Raw genomic sequence first — 14,195 nt, 5'->3', positions numbered from 1 at the left:
TCGTCCGCCGGCTCCCGGCCGCGCGCCCGGCCCGCTCGCTAGGCGGCGGGATCGTTCTCGCGCAGGAAGCGGCGGATCCCGCGCACGGCCTGGCGGATGCGATGCTTGTTCTCGACCAGCGAGAAGCGCACGTAGCCCTCGCCCGTCGCGCCGAAGCCGATTCCCGGCGACACCGCGACCTTCGCGTCGCGCAGCAGCCGCTTGCTGAACTCGAGCGAGCCCATCGACTGCAGCGGCTCGGGAATGCGCGCCCAGACGAACATGGTGGCGACGGGCTTGTCGATCTTCCACTGGCCGGGGCCGGGCTGCGAGAGCCCTTCGCACAGCGCGTCGCGGCGCTCCTTGTACTCGGCGACGTTCTCGGCGACGCAGTCCTGCGGGCCGCGCAGCGCCGAGATGGCGCCGATCTGGATGGCCTGCGGCATGCCGTAGTCGAGGTAGCTCTTGATGCGGCGGAGCGCGTGGATCATGTCGCGGTTGCCGGCCGCGAAGCCGACGCGCCAGCCGGCCATCGAGTGGCTCTTCGAGAGCGACGTGAACTCGATCGCGACGTCCTTGGCCCCGGGCACCTCGAGGATGCTCGGCGGCACGTAGCCGTCGTAGCAGATCTCGGCGTACGCGAAGTCGTGCAGGATCATCAGGTCGTTCGCGCGCGCGAACTCGACCACCCGCTCGAAGAACGCGCGGTCGACGACGTGCGTGGTCGGATTCGCGGGAAACGACAGGATCAGCATCTTCGGCTTCGGCCAGGTCCGCGCCACCGCCTGTTCGAGGTTCGCGATGAAGTCGCACTCGGGCGTGAGGGGCACGTGGCGCAGGTCGCCGCCCGCGATCACCGTCGCGTACTGGTGGATGGGATAGGCGGGGTCGGGGCACAGCACGACGTCACCGGGCCCGATCGTGACGAGCACGAAGTGCGAGAGCCCCTCCTTCGCGCCGATCACCGCGATCGCCTCGGAGCCCGGGTCGAGCTCGACGCCGTGGCGCCGCGCGTACCACTCGCAGATCGCGGCGCGCAGGTTCGGGATGCCGGGCGAGGACGAGTAGCGGTGGTTGCGCGGGTCGCGCGCGGCTTCGCAGATCTTCTCGACGACGTGCGGCGGCGTCGGCATGTCGGGGTTGCCCATGCCGAGGTCGATCACGTCCTCGCCGGCGCGGCGTGCCGCGCGCATGAGGTCGGTGACCTCGGCGAGCACGTAGGGAGGGAGGCGGTTCAGGCGGTTGAAGTCGTGGCGGAAGGGGCCGGGCATGGTGTGGTGACTCCGTCGTCGGGCATTGCGTCGCGAATCCGCGCGAGCCCGGCCGCGTGCGCGGCCGCTCGCGTCCCGTTGCGCCCGCCGCGCGCGCACTGCGCGGGCGGGCTAGGTCGCGATGCCCGTCGCCCCCCTCGCGCGCGCCACGCGAACGGCGAGCGCGACGCGCGCGCGAGCCGCTGCGGCGACGCGCGTGCGCGATTCGGCCCCTGCTCCGTCGTGCCGTCGCTGACGCATCCGCCGTCGGCTCCCCGTGGACGCCCGCTTCGAGAGGTGTGAACGGAGCAATCTAGTCGAGCGCGGTGCCCCTCTCCAGGGGCGCTCCGGCGCCGCGCGCCCGCTGCGCGCGGGCTGCCGCCCGGTAGAGGAGGAGCCCGACGACGAGCATCGCCCCGCAGACGAGCGCCTCGAGCGGCTTCGCGATCGCCAGCGAGGCGGCGATGGCGGCGGACGCGAGCGCGTAGAGCGCCGGGATCCACGGGTATCCCCAGGCTCGGTACGGCCGCTCGCGCGCGGGCTCGCGCCGTCGCAGCCGGAAGAGCGCCGCGACGTCGGCGATGGCCGCGAGCATGATGGCGAAGGTCGTGAAGTCGAGCGCACTCGGGAAGCTGCGCAGCACGAGCAGGAGGCCCGACGCGATCGCCGCCTGGAGGGCGATCGCCGAGCCGGGCGTCTGGTAGCCCTCGGTGACGCCTTCGAGCCGCCCGAAGAAGAGGCCGTCGAGCGCCATCGCGTAGGCGATGCGCGGCCCGACGAGCACCGTCGCGCTGAGCGTCCCGAAGATGGAGACGAGCACGAAGGCCGACACGAGACGGGAGGCGACCGGCCCGAAGAGCGCGACGGCCGCCGCGCTCCCGGCGTCGCCGACGCCGCGGAGGGCGGCGACGGGAATCGCGTAGAGGTAGACGACGTTCACGGCCAGGTAGACGCTCGTGCAGATCGCGAGCCCGAGGAAGAGCGAGCGCGGCACGTTGCGGCGCGGATCGCGGATCTCGCTCGCGACGAACACCGACGCGTTCCACCCGAGGTAGCTGAAGAGCACGGGCGACATCGCGAGCGCGAACGCGGCGGCGCGCGCGCCTCCGGCGCCGCCGCCCGAGGCGCCGGAGGCGCCGGAGGCGCCGAGCGCCGGGGCGAACACGTTCGACCAGTCGCCCGCGCCGAAGAGCGGGCCGGCGACGACGAACGCGCCCAGCGCCGCGATCTTCACCACCGACGTCCCGTTGTTGGCGCGCGCTCCCCAGCGCACGCCGACGTAGTTGAGCCACGAGCACAGCACGGTGACGGCGATCGCGAGCGCGACGGTCGCGCCCTCGCCCCAGCCGAGCGGGCCCGCGACCCCCTCGGCGAAGGCGGCGGCCACGGCGGCGATCGTGCCCGTGAAGATGATCGCGAACGAGAGCCAGCCGACGAGGAAGCCCGCCGCCGGGTGGATGCCCTCGCGCACGTACACGTAGTCGCCGCCGGCGCGCGGGAACATGGCCGACAGCTCGGCGTTCGCGAGCGCGCCCGCGAGCGAGATCGCGCCGCCCGCGAGCCACGCGGCGAGGATCCAGCCCGGGTGCGGCAGCAGCTCCGCCACGCGGCCCGGTGTGAAGAAGATCCCCGACCCGACGACCGAGGCGACGACGAGCATCACCGCGTCCCACAGCGTGAGCTCGCGCTTCAGGCGGTCGCGCGGGTGGAAGCCCGACGAGGAGGCGGAGGGGGACGAGGCCGGGTCGCCGTCTGCGCTCACGCGTGCTCCCGCCGCTCGCGCGGCAGGCGCGAGCGGCGGGAGTCTACGGAGTCACCCGAGGTCGGGCATCCCGCGCGACGGCAGGGAGGAAGGAACGAAGAGCGACCGCGTCAGCGCCGCCGGATCCGCACGGCCGCGACTGCGCCGCCGATCGCGAAGGCGAGCGCGGCGCTCGGCTCGGGAATCGGGTTCGCCGTGTAGCGCCCGCGCACCTCGCCGACGAAGTAGTTGTCGCCGAACAGCGAGAGGTCGCCGAGCGCGCCGACCGTGTTCGTGCCACCGAGCTCGAGCAGGTGACCGTTCTGGCTCGCCGACGCCAGCTCGATGCGCGTGAGCACGCCGTCCGTGTAGGTCGCGCGGTTCACGGTCGGATACGTGCCGTAGCCGTTCACGCCGGGCACGATCGGAGCCGGGTACCAGCCCCAGGTCTCGGTGCCGAGCGTCATGTGGAAGTCGACGACGTCCGCGTACTCGGTGCCGACGCCCGTGATCGCGCCCGTGTCGACGTAGACCTGACCCGCGTCGAGCAGCAGGTCGCCGTCGTTCAGCCCGAACTTCCCGCCGCGCGTGATCTCGACGTCGAGCGAGTACGCGCCGACCGTGATCGCCTGCGCCGCGCCCGCCGCGACGAGCGCCGCGAAGGCCACCGCGAGCGCGCGCGCGAGCTTCGTCCCCTGTCGCCGCTCCGCGCCGTGCCGCTGCCACTGGATCCGCATCTGCTTCCGCTCCAACTGCTCCACCTCTCGTGCGCCGCTCGGCCACCCGGACCGAGGCGCGGCCGGCGGTGCCGATTCCGCCGGGTCGACCGGTGCCCGCAGGCCCCGGCCGGCACGCTTCATAGAACATTCATGGACGCGGTGCAATGGCGAAACCGGTGCGACGTCGGCGAGTTGCGCCGCCGGTGGCCCATCCCGTCCGCCCTGCCCCGGCGGGAACCCGCGCCGCCGCGCGGACTTGGCGCCGGCGCGTGCCTCCCGGGCGCGCCGCCGCTGGACACGCCGAGCACGGGCCGCGACCCTCGGCCGCTCCCGCTCGTTTCCGCCCATCCCCGGAGTCGTCCCGCCATGAACGGAGCGCGCGCCGTCCTCGAGACGGCCCTTCGCGGCGGCAGCCGCATCTGCTTCGCGAACCCCGGCACGACCGAGATGCCGCTCGTCGCGGCGCTCGACGCGCTCCCCGAGGTGCGCGCGGTGCTCGGGCTCTTCGAGGGCGTGTGCACGGGCGCGGCCGACGGATGGGCGCGCATGCGAGGCGAGCCCGCCCTCGCGCTGCTCCACCTCGGCCCCGGCCTCGGCAACGGCATCGCCAACCTGCACAACGCGCGGCGCGCCTACTCGCCCGTCGTGAACCTCGTCGGCGACCACGCGACGTGGCACATCGCGAACGACCCGCCGCTCGCCTCCGACATCGAGTCGCTCGCGCGCCCCGTCTCGCGCTTCGTGCGCACGTCGCGCGACGCCGCGTCGCTCGCGCGCGACACGGCCGACGCGATGCGCGCCGCACTCGAGGGCGAGCGCGGCGTCGCGACGCTCGTGCTCCCCGCCGACCTCCAGGCCGCCGAGGGCTGCGCGCCCGCGCCCGTGTCGCTCCCCGCATCGCCCGCGCCCGCGCGCGACGCCGTCGAGCGCGCGGCGCGCGCGCTGCGCGAGGCCGCGCGCCCACTCGTCCTGCTCGGCGGGCGCGCGCTGCGCGCCGACGCGCTCGCGCAGGCCGCGCGCATCGCCACCGCCTGCGGCGCGCGGCTCGTCTCCGAGGTGTTCCCGGCGCATCACGAGCGCGGCCGAGGACGGCCGCCCGTGGAGCGCCTCCCGTACTTCCCCGAGCAGGCCGCCGGATTGCTCGCGGAGCACGACGCCGTCGTGCTCGCGGGTGCGACCGCGCCCGTCGCGTTCTTCGGCTACGCGGGAATGCCCGGGCGCCTCACCGACGATGCACGCACGCACGTCGCGTTCGGCCCGGCCGAGGACGCGCGCGCCGCGCTCGAGGCGCTCGCCGACGCGCTCGACGCCCCGGCGCGCGGCGCGTTCGCCGACGCATCGCTCCCGCCGCACGCTGCGCCGGGGACGGCGCCGCTCACGCCCGGCTCTCTCGGCGTCGCGCTCGCACGCGCGCTGCCCGAGAACGCGATCGTCGTCGACGAGGGCGCGACGAGCAGCCTCGGCTTCGGACTCGCGTCGCAGGGCGCGGCGCCGCACTCGATGCTCTCGCTCACGGGCGGCGCCATCGGCCAGGGCCTGCCGTGCGCGGTCGGCGCCGCGCTCGCCTGCCCCGACCGCCCCGTCGTGGCCATCCAGGCGGACGGAAGCGCCGCCTACACGCTGCAGGCGCTCTGGACGGCCGCGCGCGAGTCGCTCGACGTGGTCGTCGTCCTCTGCTCGAACCGCGCGTACCGCATCCTGCAGATCGAGCTCGCGCGCGCGGGCGTCGCCGAGCCCGGGCCGAAGGCGCGCGCGCTCACGAACCTCGACGCGCCACCGCTCGACTGGGCCGCGCTCGCGCGCGGCTTCGGCCTGCCGGCCGCGCACGTCCGCCGCGTCGAGACGCCCGACGCGCTGCGCGACGGGCTCGCCGCCGCGTTCGCCGCGCGCGGCCCGCACCTGCTCGAGGCCGTGCTCTAGGCGAGCGCCGCCGCATCGCACGCAGGCGCGCCGCGCGGCCGGATCGGGCCGCGCGGCGCGCGGCGCCTAACGCGCCTCGCGCGCGGCGGCGCGGTTCACGGCGCTCGCGACGGCCTTCAGCGACGCGGCCGCGATGCTCGGGTCGGAGCCGACTCCGAAGAGGAGATCGCCGCTGCCGGTCTCGACCTCGACGTAGGCCACGGCCGCGGCGTCGGCGCCCTTGCCCACCGCGTGCTCGCTGTAGTCGGCGACGCGCAGGTCGACGCCGCAGTCGCGGCGCAGCGCGTCGACGAAGGCGTCGATCGGGCCGTTCCCGAAGCCGCGCAGCTCGCGCGTCTCGCCCTTCCAGACGACGGTGGCCGTGAGCGTGCGCGGCGCGAGCGAGCCCTTCTCGGAGGCGTGGACCTCGTGGTCGACGAGCTCGAGCGGCTCGTTGCGCAGCAGGTACTCGCGCTCGAACACGGCGTAGACCTGCTTGCTCGTGGCCTCCTCTTCCGTCTGGTCCGTCAGCGCCTGGATGACGCGCGCGAACTCGATCTGGAGGCGGCGCGGGAGGCGCAGGCCGTGATCCTGCTCGAGGACGTAGGCGATGCCGCCCTTGCCCGACTGGCTGTTGATGCGGATCACGGCCTCGTACGTGCGCCCGAGGTCGGCCGGGTCGATCGGCAGGTAGGGCACCTCCCAGACCGCGTCCGGGTTCGCGGCGCGCGCGGCGAGACCCTTCTTGATGGCGTCCTGGTGCGAGCCCGAGAACGCGGTGAAGACCAGGTCGCCGACCCACGGGTGGCGCGGGTGCACGGGCAGCCGGTTGCAGTGCTCGGCCGTCATGCGCAGCGCGTTGATGTCGGAGCAGTCGAGCTTCGGGTCGACGCCCTGCGTGAGCATGTTGACCGCCAGCGTGACGACGTCGACGTTCCCCGTGCGCTCGCCGTTGCCGAAGAGCGTTCCCTCGACACGCTCCGCGCCCGCCAGCAGCGCGAGCTCGGCGCCCGCCACCGCACAGCCGCGGTCGTTGTGCGGGTGCACGGACAGGATCAGCGACTCGCGCTGCTTCACGTGGCGCGCGAACCACTCGATCTGGTCGGCATACACGTTGGGCGTCGACATCTCGACCGTCGCCGGCAGGTTCACGATGAGCCGGTGCTCGGGCGTCGGCTCGAACACGTCCATCACCGCCTCGCAGATCTCGACGGCGAAGTCGAGCTCCGTGCCGGTGAAGCTCTCGGGCGAGTACTGGAAGACCCAGTCGGTGTCGGGCGCCCTGAGCGCCTGCTCGCGCACGCGCACCGCGCCGCGCACCGCGATGTCGACGATGCCCCGGCGATCCTGCCCGAAGACGACGCGCCGCTGCAGCTCGGACGTCGAGTTGTAGAGGTGCACGATCGCGCGCGGCGCGCCGCGCAGCGCCTCGAACGTCTTGTCGATCAGGTCGGTGCGGGCCTGCGTCAGCACCTGCACGGTGAGCTGCGGCGGGATCTCGTCGCGCTCGATGATCTCGCGCGCGAAGTCGTAGTCGGTCTGCGACGCCGCCGGGAAGCCGATCTCGATCTCCGGGAAGCCCATCGCGACGAGCGTCGACCACAGGCGCCGCTTGCGTTCGCTCCCCATCGGCTCGATGAGCGCCTGGTTGCCGTCGCGCAGGTCGACGCTGCACCAGATCGGCGCGTGCGTGATCGTGCGCTCGGGCCAGGTGCGATCGGGCAGGTGCACGGGCGGGAACGGTCGGTACTTCTGGAAGGGCATGGACATGGCGAGGTCTCCACCGGCTCGGGGGCCGCTTCTCTCCGTTGCGCCTGAGGGCGCGCGAGGCTCTCTCGGACTCGTCGGCGCCGGTGGGGGATGCGGGGCTCGGTCGCTCGGGCGATGCGCGCCGTCCGCGCGCGCCGCCGGTTCGACCGGGGCCTCGTTCCGGGCGACCCCGGAAACGCGAAGCCCCCTCCGGCCGGTTCGGCGGGAGAGGGCTTTGCGCTGCTTCGTTCCGTGGCTACGGAGTCGCGCCTAGGCCTCTCCCGCCCTGCTAAGGAGCAGGTCGAGGTGACCGAGGGCGAGGAGCCGTTGCTCGAATCCGAAGCGCATGGCCGCTCTAGGTAGGTGAAGGGGACGAAGGCGTCAAGCTCGACGCACCGGACGCCCTCATCGGCCGTCCGCGGCACGCCTGGAGCGCCCGGCGCCCGCACCTCAGCCGACGACGTGCGTCGCGAGCTCGAAGCCGCTCGCCGTCGCCACGGCGGCCGCGCTCGTCACCGGGTTCACGAGCCCGGCATAGCCACCCCCGCCGGCGACGAAGCGCGCGGCGGCCGCCGCGTCGGCGGCGTCGAGCGCGATCGCCTGTGCCTCGCGCACGTCGTCGCCCTCGTAGGTCGAGATCCAGCTCGAGTGGCCGTCGCGCAGCGCGACCTCCTTCACCACGAGCGCGTCGCGCCGCACGATGGCCAGCCAGCCCGCGTCGCCGCGCTGCGGCACGGCGGCCGCGATGCGCGGCGTGTCGAAGTCGTCCTTCTCGTAGTCCATCGCGAGCAGGCACGCGGCGAGCGCGTCGCGCGGCGGCACGCCCATCGCGACCTTCTCGGCGATCGGGTCGGTGTGGCTGCCGTTCGTCGCGATCGCGAAGCGCTCGCCGTGCGCCTCCGCGATGCGCAGGCACGCGTAGGCGATGTACGGGTTCTTCTGGACGTCGCCCTCGTGCCCCTCGCGCGGGACGATCGCGAGCCGCCCGCCGAGGTCGACGGCCTTGCGGTTCGGGAACGAGCGCGACGACACGCGGTAGAGAACGGCGTTCGCGCCCCCCGGCGTGCGCCCCACGGCGACGATGCGTCCTGCGTACATGCGGCGGGCTCCTCGTGCGCGCGGCCCGGCGGGCCGCGGCGGCGTGCGCGATCTGCGCTCCGGGGTTTCGCGCGCCGGGCGCGCGCCGTCAACCCACTCCGGCGAGCGCGAGGCGCTCGCCCCAGCGCTGCTCGACCGCGCGCAGGAGGCCGGGCGCGCCGCCGAGCGCCGGGTCGGCGCGCACGGTCGCGAAGGCCGCGTTGCGCGCGCGCGCGACGAGCCGCGCGTCGCGCACGAGGTCGGCCACGCGCAGGCTCGGCAGGTGGCCGCTCTGGCGCGTGCCCAGGAACTCGCCCGGCCCGCGGATGCGCAGGTCGGCGTCGGCGATGCGGAAGCCGTCCGTCGTCTCGAGCATCGCGCGCAGGCGCGCCTCGCTCTCCTCGCCACCGCCGCGCGCGACGAGCACGCACGTGCCGGGGGCGCCGCCGCGCCCGACGCGCCCGCGCAGCTGGTGGAGCTGCGCGAGGCCGAAGCGCTCGGCGTGCTCGACGATCATGAGCGTCGCGTTCGCGACGTCGACGCCGACCTCGATCACGGTCGTCGACACGAGGATGCGCGTCTCGCCCGACTCGAAGCGCGCCATCGCGGCCGCGCGCTCCTCCGCCGAGAGGCGGCCGTGCACGAGATCGACGCGCGCGTCGGGGTAGGCGCGCGCGATGCGTCGCGCGCCGTCGACGGCGGAGCGCAGGTCGACCTTCTCGCTCTCCTCGACGAGCGGGAACACGACGTAGGCCTGCTCGCCGCGGTCGAGCGCCGCGCGCAGCGCCTCGGCCACCTGCTTGCCGTCGCCCTCGCGCGCGAGCCAGGTCGCGGTCGGCGCGCGGCCCGGCGGGAGCGCGTCGATCACCGACACGTCGAGGTCCCCGTAGAGCGTGAGCGCGAGCGTGCGCGGGATCGGCGTCGCGGTCATCACGAGCGCGTGCGGCGCGCGCGCGCCCTCCCCTCGCGCGGCGAGCGCCGCGCGCTGCCGGACGCCGAAGCGGTGCTGCTCGTCGACGATCGCGAGCGCGAGGCGCGGGATGCGGACGTCGTCCTGCACGAGCGCGTGCGTGCCGACGACGAGGTCGACCTCGCCGCGCGCGAGCCGCGCGCGCACCGCGTCGGCCTCGGCGCGCGGGAGCGACGCCGTGAGCCGCGCGAGGCGCGGCCGCAGGCCGGCGGGCAGCGCCGCCGCGAGCCGCGCGAGCGAGCGCGCGTGCTGCTCGGCCAGGAGCTCCGTCGGCGCCATGAACGCGGCCTGGTGCCCGTCGGCCGTCGCGGTGACCGCGGCGAGGAAGGCGACCGCCGTCTTGCCGCTCCCGACGTCGCCCTGCAGCAGGCGCGACATCGGCGACGGGCGCGCGAGGTCGCCGCGGATCTCCGCGAGCGCGCGCGCCTGCGCGGCGGTGAGCGCGAACGGGAGCTGCGCGTCGGCCGCCGCGCCGCGCGACGCGTCGAGCGCGATGCCCGGCGCGCGCGCGCGGCGCGCGTGCCGGAGCGCGAGCCCGAGCTCGAGCAGGTAGAGCTCCTCGAGCACGAGGCGCTCGTGCGCGGGCGACGCGAAGCCCGCGTAGTCGCGCACGCGCGCTTCGCGCTCGGGCGCGTGCACGCGCCGCAGCGCCTCGCCCGGCGCGGGCAGGCCCGCGTCGCGCGCGAGCGCGTCGGGGAGCCAGCCCGGAACGAGGTCGCTGTAGCGCTCGACGGCGGTCGCGACGAGCGTGCGGAACGTGCGCGGCGCGACGCCCTCCGGGCACGCGTAGGCGGGCACGACGCGCAGCTCCGCGTCCTCGGCGGGCGGCCGCGCGTCGGAGCCGCTCGCATCGGCGCCGCTCGCGTCGGCGCCGCTGGCGTCGGGAGCGTCGCCGTCGCCGAGCCGCTCGAGCTCCGGGTGGACCATCTCCTTCGCGAAGCGGTAGCGGCGCACGTCGCCCGTCGCGAGCACGCGCACGCCCGGCTCGAGCGCGGCCGCGAGCCGGTCGCTCGCGCGGAACCAGCGCAGCACGAGCGTGCCCGTGTCGTCGCCGACGACGGCCTCGAGCACGCGCTGCGCGCGCCCGCGCGCGACCTTCGACTCGACGCGCTTCGAGCGCACGGTGCCGATCACGGTCGCGTGCTGCCCCACGCGCAGGTCGCCGATGGCCTCGAGCGAGCGGCGATCGTCGTAGGCCTGCGGCAGGTGGAAGAGCAGGTCGACGACGCGCCCGAGCCCGCGCTCGGCGAGCCCGTGCGCGCGCTTCGGACCGACGCCCGGAAGCGCCTCGACGCTGCGCCCGAGCGCGCGCTCCGCGAAGGCGTCCGATTCCCACTCCTCGAGCGCGCGCGCGAGCTCGCGCGTCGCGAGCGCGTGCGCGTCACTCCCCGGCGCCGCCGCCTCGCGGGCGTCGACGCGCCGCGCGAGCGCGTCGCGAAGCTCGGGTGGAACGCACAGCGCGAGAGCGCGTGCGAGCGCGTCGCGGAGCCGCGCCTCGTCCGGGAGGCCGGGCGCCGCCTCGTCGCCCCGGGCCGCGCCGAGCGCGGCGCGCAGCTCGGCGATCGCGCGCTGCCAGGGCGTCGCGCTCACGCGCCGCGCATGCGCGCGTGGATCTCCTGGAGCGAGCGCACGCCGATCGAGCCCTCGCGCATCGCGCGGATCGCCCCCGCCGACGCGCGCGCCGCCGCCATCGTCGTGCAGTACGGGATGCCTCGCATCAGCGCCGCGCGGCGCATCGAGTACGAGTCCGCGATCGCCTCCGGGTCGGGCGCGACCGTGTTGATCACGAGCTGCACGTCGCCGGCCTCGATCAGGTCGACCGTGTGCGGCGAGCCGTCGCGGACCTTCTTCACGAGCTTCGCGTCGATGCCGTGCTTCGCGAGCGCGTCGCGCGTGCCCGCCGTGGCGACGATCTCGAAGCCGCACTCGACGAGCGTGCGCATCGGCTCGGCCGCGCGGTCGTGCTCGTCGGCGCGCAGCGACACGAGCACGCGCCCTCCCGTCGGGAGCGCGTTGCCGGCCTGCGTCTGCGCCTTCGCGTAGGCCCGCCCGAAGTCGGAGTCGATGCCCATCACCTCGCCCGTGCTCTTCATCTCGGGGCCGAGCAGCGTGTCGGAGCCCGGGAACTTCACGAACGGGAGCACGGCCTCCTTCACCGAGAAGTGCGCGGGCACGACCTCCTCGGTGAAGCCGAGCTCGGCGAGCGTCTTCCCGACCATCACGAGCGCGCCGAGCTTCGCGAGCGGCACGCCGATCGCCTTCGACACGAACGGCACGGTGCGCGAGGCGCGCGGGTTCACCTCGATCACGTAGACGCGGCCGTCCTTCACCGCGTACTGCACGTTCATGAGGCCGCGCACGCCGAGCTCGAGCGCGAGCTTGCGCGTCGACACGAGGATCTCGTCGAGCACCGCCTTCGGCAGCGAATAGGGCGGCAGCGAGCAGGCGGAGTCGCCCGAGTGCACGCCCGCCTCCTCGATGTGCTCCATGATGCCGCCGACGACGACGCGCTCGCCGTCGCACACCGCGTCGACGTCGACCTCGATCGCGTCCGCGAGGAAGGAGTCGATCAGGACCGGGTGCTCGGGCGAGGCCTGCACGGCGTCGCGCATGTACCCGCGCAGCCCTTCGACGTCGCGCACGATCTGCATCGCGCGCCCGCCGAGCACGTAGGAGGGCCGCACGAGCACCGGATAGCCGATGCGCTCGGCCACGCGCTCGGCCTCGGCCGCGCTGCGCGCGACGTCGCCCGGCGGGCGTTCGAGGCCGAGCTCCTCGAGCAGCGCGTCGAAGCGCTCGCGATCCTCGGCGCGGTCGATGGCGTCGGGCGGCGTGCCGATCACGGGCGCGCCGGCGCGCTCGAGCGGCACGGCGAGCTTGAGCGGCGTCTGCCCGCCGTACTGCACGATGATGCCCTCGGGCCGCTCGACGCGGACGATCTCGAGCACGTCCTCGAGCGTGAGCGGCTCGAAGTAGAGGCGATCGGCCGTGTCGTAGTCGGTCGACACCGTCTCCGGGTTGCAGTTGACCATGATCGTCTCGTAGCCCGCGTCCTGCAGCGCGAACACGGCGTGCACGCAGCAGTAGTCGAACTCGATGCCCTGTCCGATGCGGTTCGGCCCGCCGCCGAGGATCATGATCTTCCGCCGGTCGGTCGGCTCCGCCTCGCACTCGTCCTCGTACGTCGAGTACAGGTACGGCGTGTGCGCCTCGAACTCCGCCGCGCAGGTGTCGACGCGCTTGTAGACGGGACGCACGTCGTGCGCCGCGCGCAGCGCGCGCACCGCGTCCTCGCTCGTCGCCCACAGGTCGGCGAGCCGCCGGTCGGAGAAGCCGAGCTGCTTCGCGGGCCGCAGCCAGCGCGCGCGCTCCGCCTCGCTCTCGCCCGCGAGCGCGGCGAGGTCGCGCTCGGCCGCGACGACCTGCGCGAGGTTGCGCAGGAACCACGGGTCGACGTGCGAGCGCGCGTGGACCTCGTCGACGCTCGCTCCGCGGCGCAGCGCCTCGGCGAGCAGCCACATCCGCCCGGGGCTCGGCGCGTCGATGCCCTCCCACAGGTCGACGCCCTCCGGGAGCTCCGGCGGCTCGAGCCCGGCGTGGCCGATCTCGAGCGAGCGCAGCGCCTTCTGCAGGCTCTCCTTGAACGTGCGCCCGATCGCCATCACCTCGCCGACCGACTTCATCTGCGTCGTCAGGCGGGAATCGGCGCCCGGGAACTTCTCGAAGGCGAAGCGCGGCACCTTCGTGACGACGTAGTCGATCGTCGGCTCGAAGGACGCCGGCGTCTCGCGCGTGATGTCGTTGCGCAGCTCGTCGAGCGTGTACCCGACGGCGAGCTTCGCGGCGAGCTTCGCGATCGGGAAGCCCGTCGCCTTCGACGCGAGCGCGGACGAGCGCGAGACGCGCGGGTTCATCTCGATCACGACGATCTCGCCGGTCTCCGGATCGACGCCGAACTGCACGTTCGAGCCGCCCGTGTCGACGCCGATCTCGCGCATGATCGCGACCGCCGCGTCGCGCATCTCCTGGTACTCGCGGTCGGTGAGCGTCTGCGCGGGCGCGACGGTGATCGAGTCACCGGTGTGCACGCCCATCGCGTCGAAGTTCTCGATCGAGCAGATGATGACCACGTTGTCCGCGCGGTCGCGCATCACCTCGAGCTCGTACTCCTTCCAGCCGAGCACGCTCTGCTCGACCATGCACTCGTGGCGCGGCGACTGGTCGAGCGCCCACTTGACCTTGGGCTCGAACTCCTCCGCCGTGAACGCGACGCTGCCGCCCGTGCCGCCGAGCGTGAAGCTCGGGCGGATGATCGCCGGCAGGCCCGTGTCCTTCACGATGCGCCGCGCGTCGTCGAGCGAGCGCGCGTAGCCCGAGCGCGGCATGCGCAGGCCGATCTTCTCCATCGCGACGCGGAACTGGTCGCGATCCTCGGCCTTCATGATCGCCGCGAGGTTCGCGCCGATCAGCTGCACGCCGTGCTTCTCGAGCACGCCGGCCTCGGCGAGGTCGATCGCGAGGTTGAGCGCCGTCTGCCCGCCGATCGTCGGCAGCAGCGCGTCGGGCTTCTCGACCGCCAGGATCCGGTCGACGGCGTCGACCGTCATCGGCTCGATGTAGGTCGCGTCGGCCGTCTCCGGGTCGGTCATGATCGTCGCGGGGTTGCTGTTCAGGAGGACGACGCGGTAGCCCTCCTCGCGCAGCGCCTTGCACGCCTGCGTGCCCGAGTAGTCGAACTCGCAGGCCTGCCCGATGACGATCGGACCGGAGCCGATGACCAGGATCGTGTGGATGTCGTCGCGTCGCGGCAC

The 14,195-nt window shown here is 74.4% G+C and carries 8 protein-coding genes; 1 reads left to right on the top strand and 7 read right to left on the bottom strand.

What is annotated here, in order from left to right; translation table 11 throughout:
• Nucleotides 1-38: 38 nt before the first annotated feature.
• From R3E88_17670 to R3E88_17660, 3 genes are all read right to left on the bottom strand, one after another.
• Nucleotides 39-1,250 (bottom strand): aminotransferase class I/II-fold pyridoxal phosphate-dependent enzyme, encoded by a 1,212-nt coding sequence (locus R3E88_17670; protein MEZ4218312.1) that lies wholly within the window; start codon nucleotides 1,248-1,250, stop codon nucleotides 39-41.
• A 292-nt stretch (nucleotides 1,251-1,542) separates the two neighbouring features.
• On the bottom strand, nucleotides 1,543-2,991 hold the full coding sequence (locus R3E88_17665; protein ID MEZ4218311.1) for an APC family permease: 1,449 nt from the start codon (nucleotides 2,989-2,991) through the stop codon (nucleotides 1,543-1,545).
• Nucleotides 2,992-3,101: 110 nt separating this feature from the next.
• On the bottom strand, nucleotides 3,102-3,722 hold the full coding sequence (locus tag R3E88_17660; GenBank protein ID MEZ4218310.1) for a PEP-CTERM sorting domain-containing protein: 621 nt from the start codon (nucleotides 3,720-3,722) through the stop codon (nucleotides 3,102-3,104).
• Between the two features lie 333 nt (nucleotides 3,723-4,055).
• Here R3E88_17660 and R3E88_17655 point away from each other — a divergent pair, with 333 nt between their 5' ends.
• The gene (locus R3E88_17655; GenBank protein MEZ4218309.1) at nucleotides 4,056-5,609 is read left to right on the top strand and encodes an acetolactate synthase large subunit; all 1,554 of its coding nucleotides are present in this window, start codon (nucleotides 4,056-4,058) and stop codon (nucleotides 5,607-5,609) included.
• Between the two features lie 66 nt (nucleotides 5,610-5,675).
• On the opposite strand, the gene leuA is transcribed toward R3E88_17655, so the two are convergent.
• From leuA to carB, 4 genes are all read right to left on the bottom strand, one after another.
• Nucleotides 5,676-7,358, bottom strand: a complete 1,683-nt coding sequence (gene leuA / locus R3E88_17650) for a 2-isopropylmalate synthase (protein ID MEZ4218308.1) — start codon at nucleotides 7,356-7,358, stop codon at nucleotides 5,676-5,678.
• 429 nt (nucleotides 7,359-7,787) lie between these two features.
• The gene (locus R3E88_17645) at nucleotides 7,788-8,435 is read right to left on the bottom strand and encodes an IMP cyclohydrolase (GenBank protein ID MEZ4218307.1); all 648 of its coding nucleotides are present in this window, start codon (nucleotides 8,433-8,435) and stop codon (nucleotides 7,788-7,790) included.
• An 88-nt stretch (nucleotides 8,436-8,523) separates the two neighbouring features.
• On the bottom strand, nucleotides 8,524-10,974 hold the full coding sequence (gene recG / locus R3E88_17640) for an ATP-dependent DNA helicase RecG (GenBank protein MEZ4218306.1): 2,451 nt from the start codon (nucleotides 10,972-10,974) through the stop codon (nucleotides 8,524-8,526).
• Nucleotides 10,971-14,195, bottom strand: a complete 3,225-nt coding sequence (gene carB / locus R3E88_17635) for a carbamoyl-phosphate synthase large subunit (GenBank protein ID MEZ4218305.1) — start codon at nucleotides 14,193-14,195, stop codon at nucleotides 10,971-10,973. Before carB ends, recG begins: the two co-directional genes overlap by 4 nt.

This window comes from Myxococcota bacterium (assembly GCA_041389495.1).
Taxonomy (GTDB): Bacteria; Myxococcota_A; UBA9160; order UBA9160; family UBA4427; genus JAWKRT01.
This window is presented reverse-complemented; position numbering and strand designations above follow the sequence as displayed.

Bases quoted from the DNA above. Each gene is read 5' to 3' on its own strand.
- R3E88_17670 (MEZ4218312.1), bottom strand. From the start codon at position 1,250: ATGCCCGGCCCCTTCCGCCACGACTTCAACCGCCTGAACCGCCTCCCT.
- leuA (MEZ4218308.1), bottom strand. From the start codon at position 7,358: ATGTCCATGCCCTTCCAGAAGTACCGACCGTTCCCGCCCGTGCACCTG.
- R3E88_17645 (MEZ4218307.1), bottom strand. From the start codon at position 8,435: ATGTACGCAGGACGCATCGTCGCCGTGGGGCGCACGCCGGGGGGCGCG.
- R3E88_17655 (MEZ4218309.1), top strand. From the start codon at position 4,056: ATGAACGGAGCGCGCGCCGTCCTCGAGACGGCCCTTCGCGGCGGCAGC.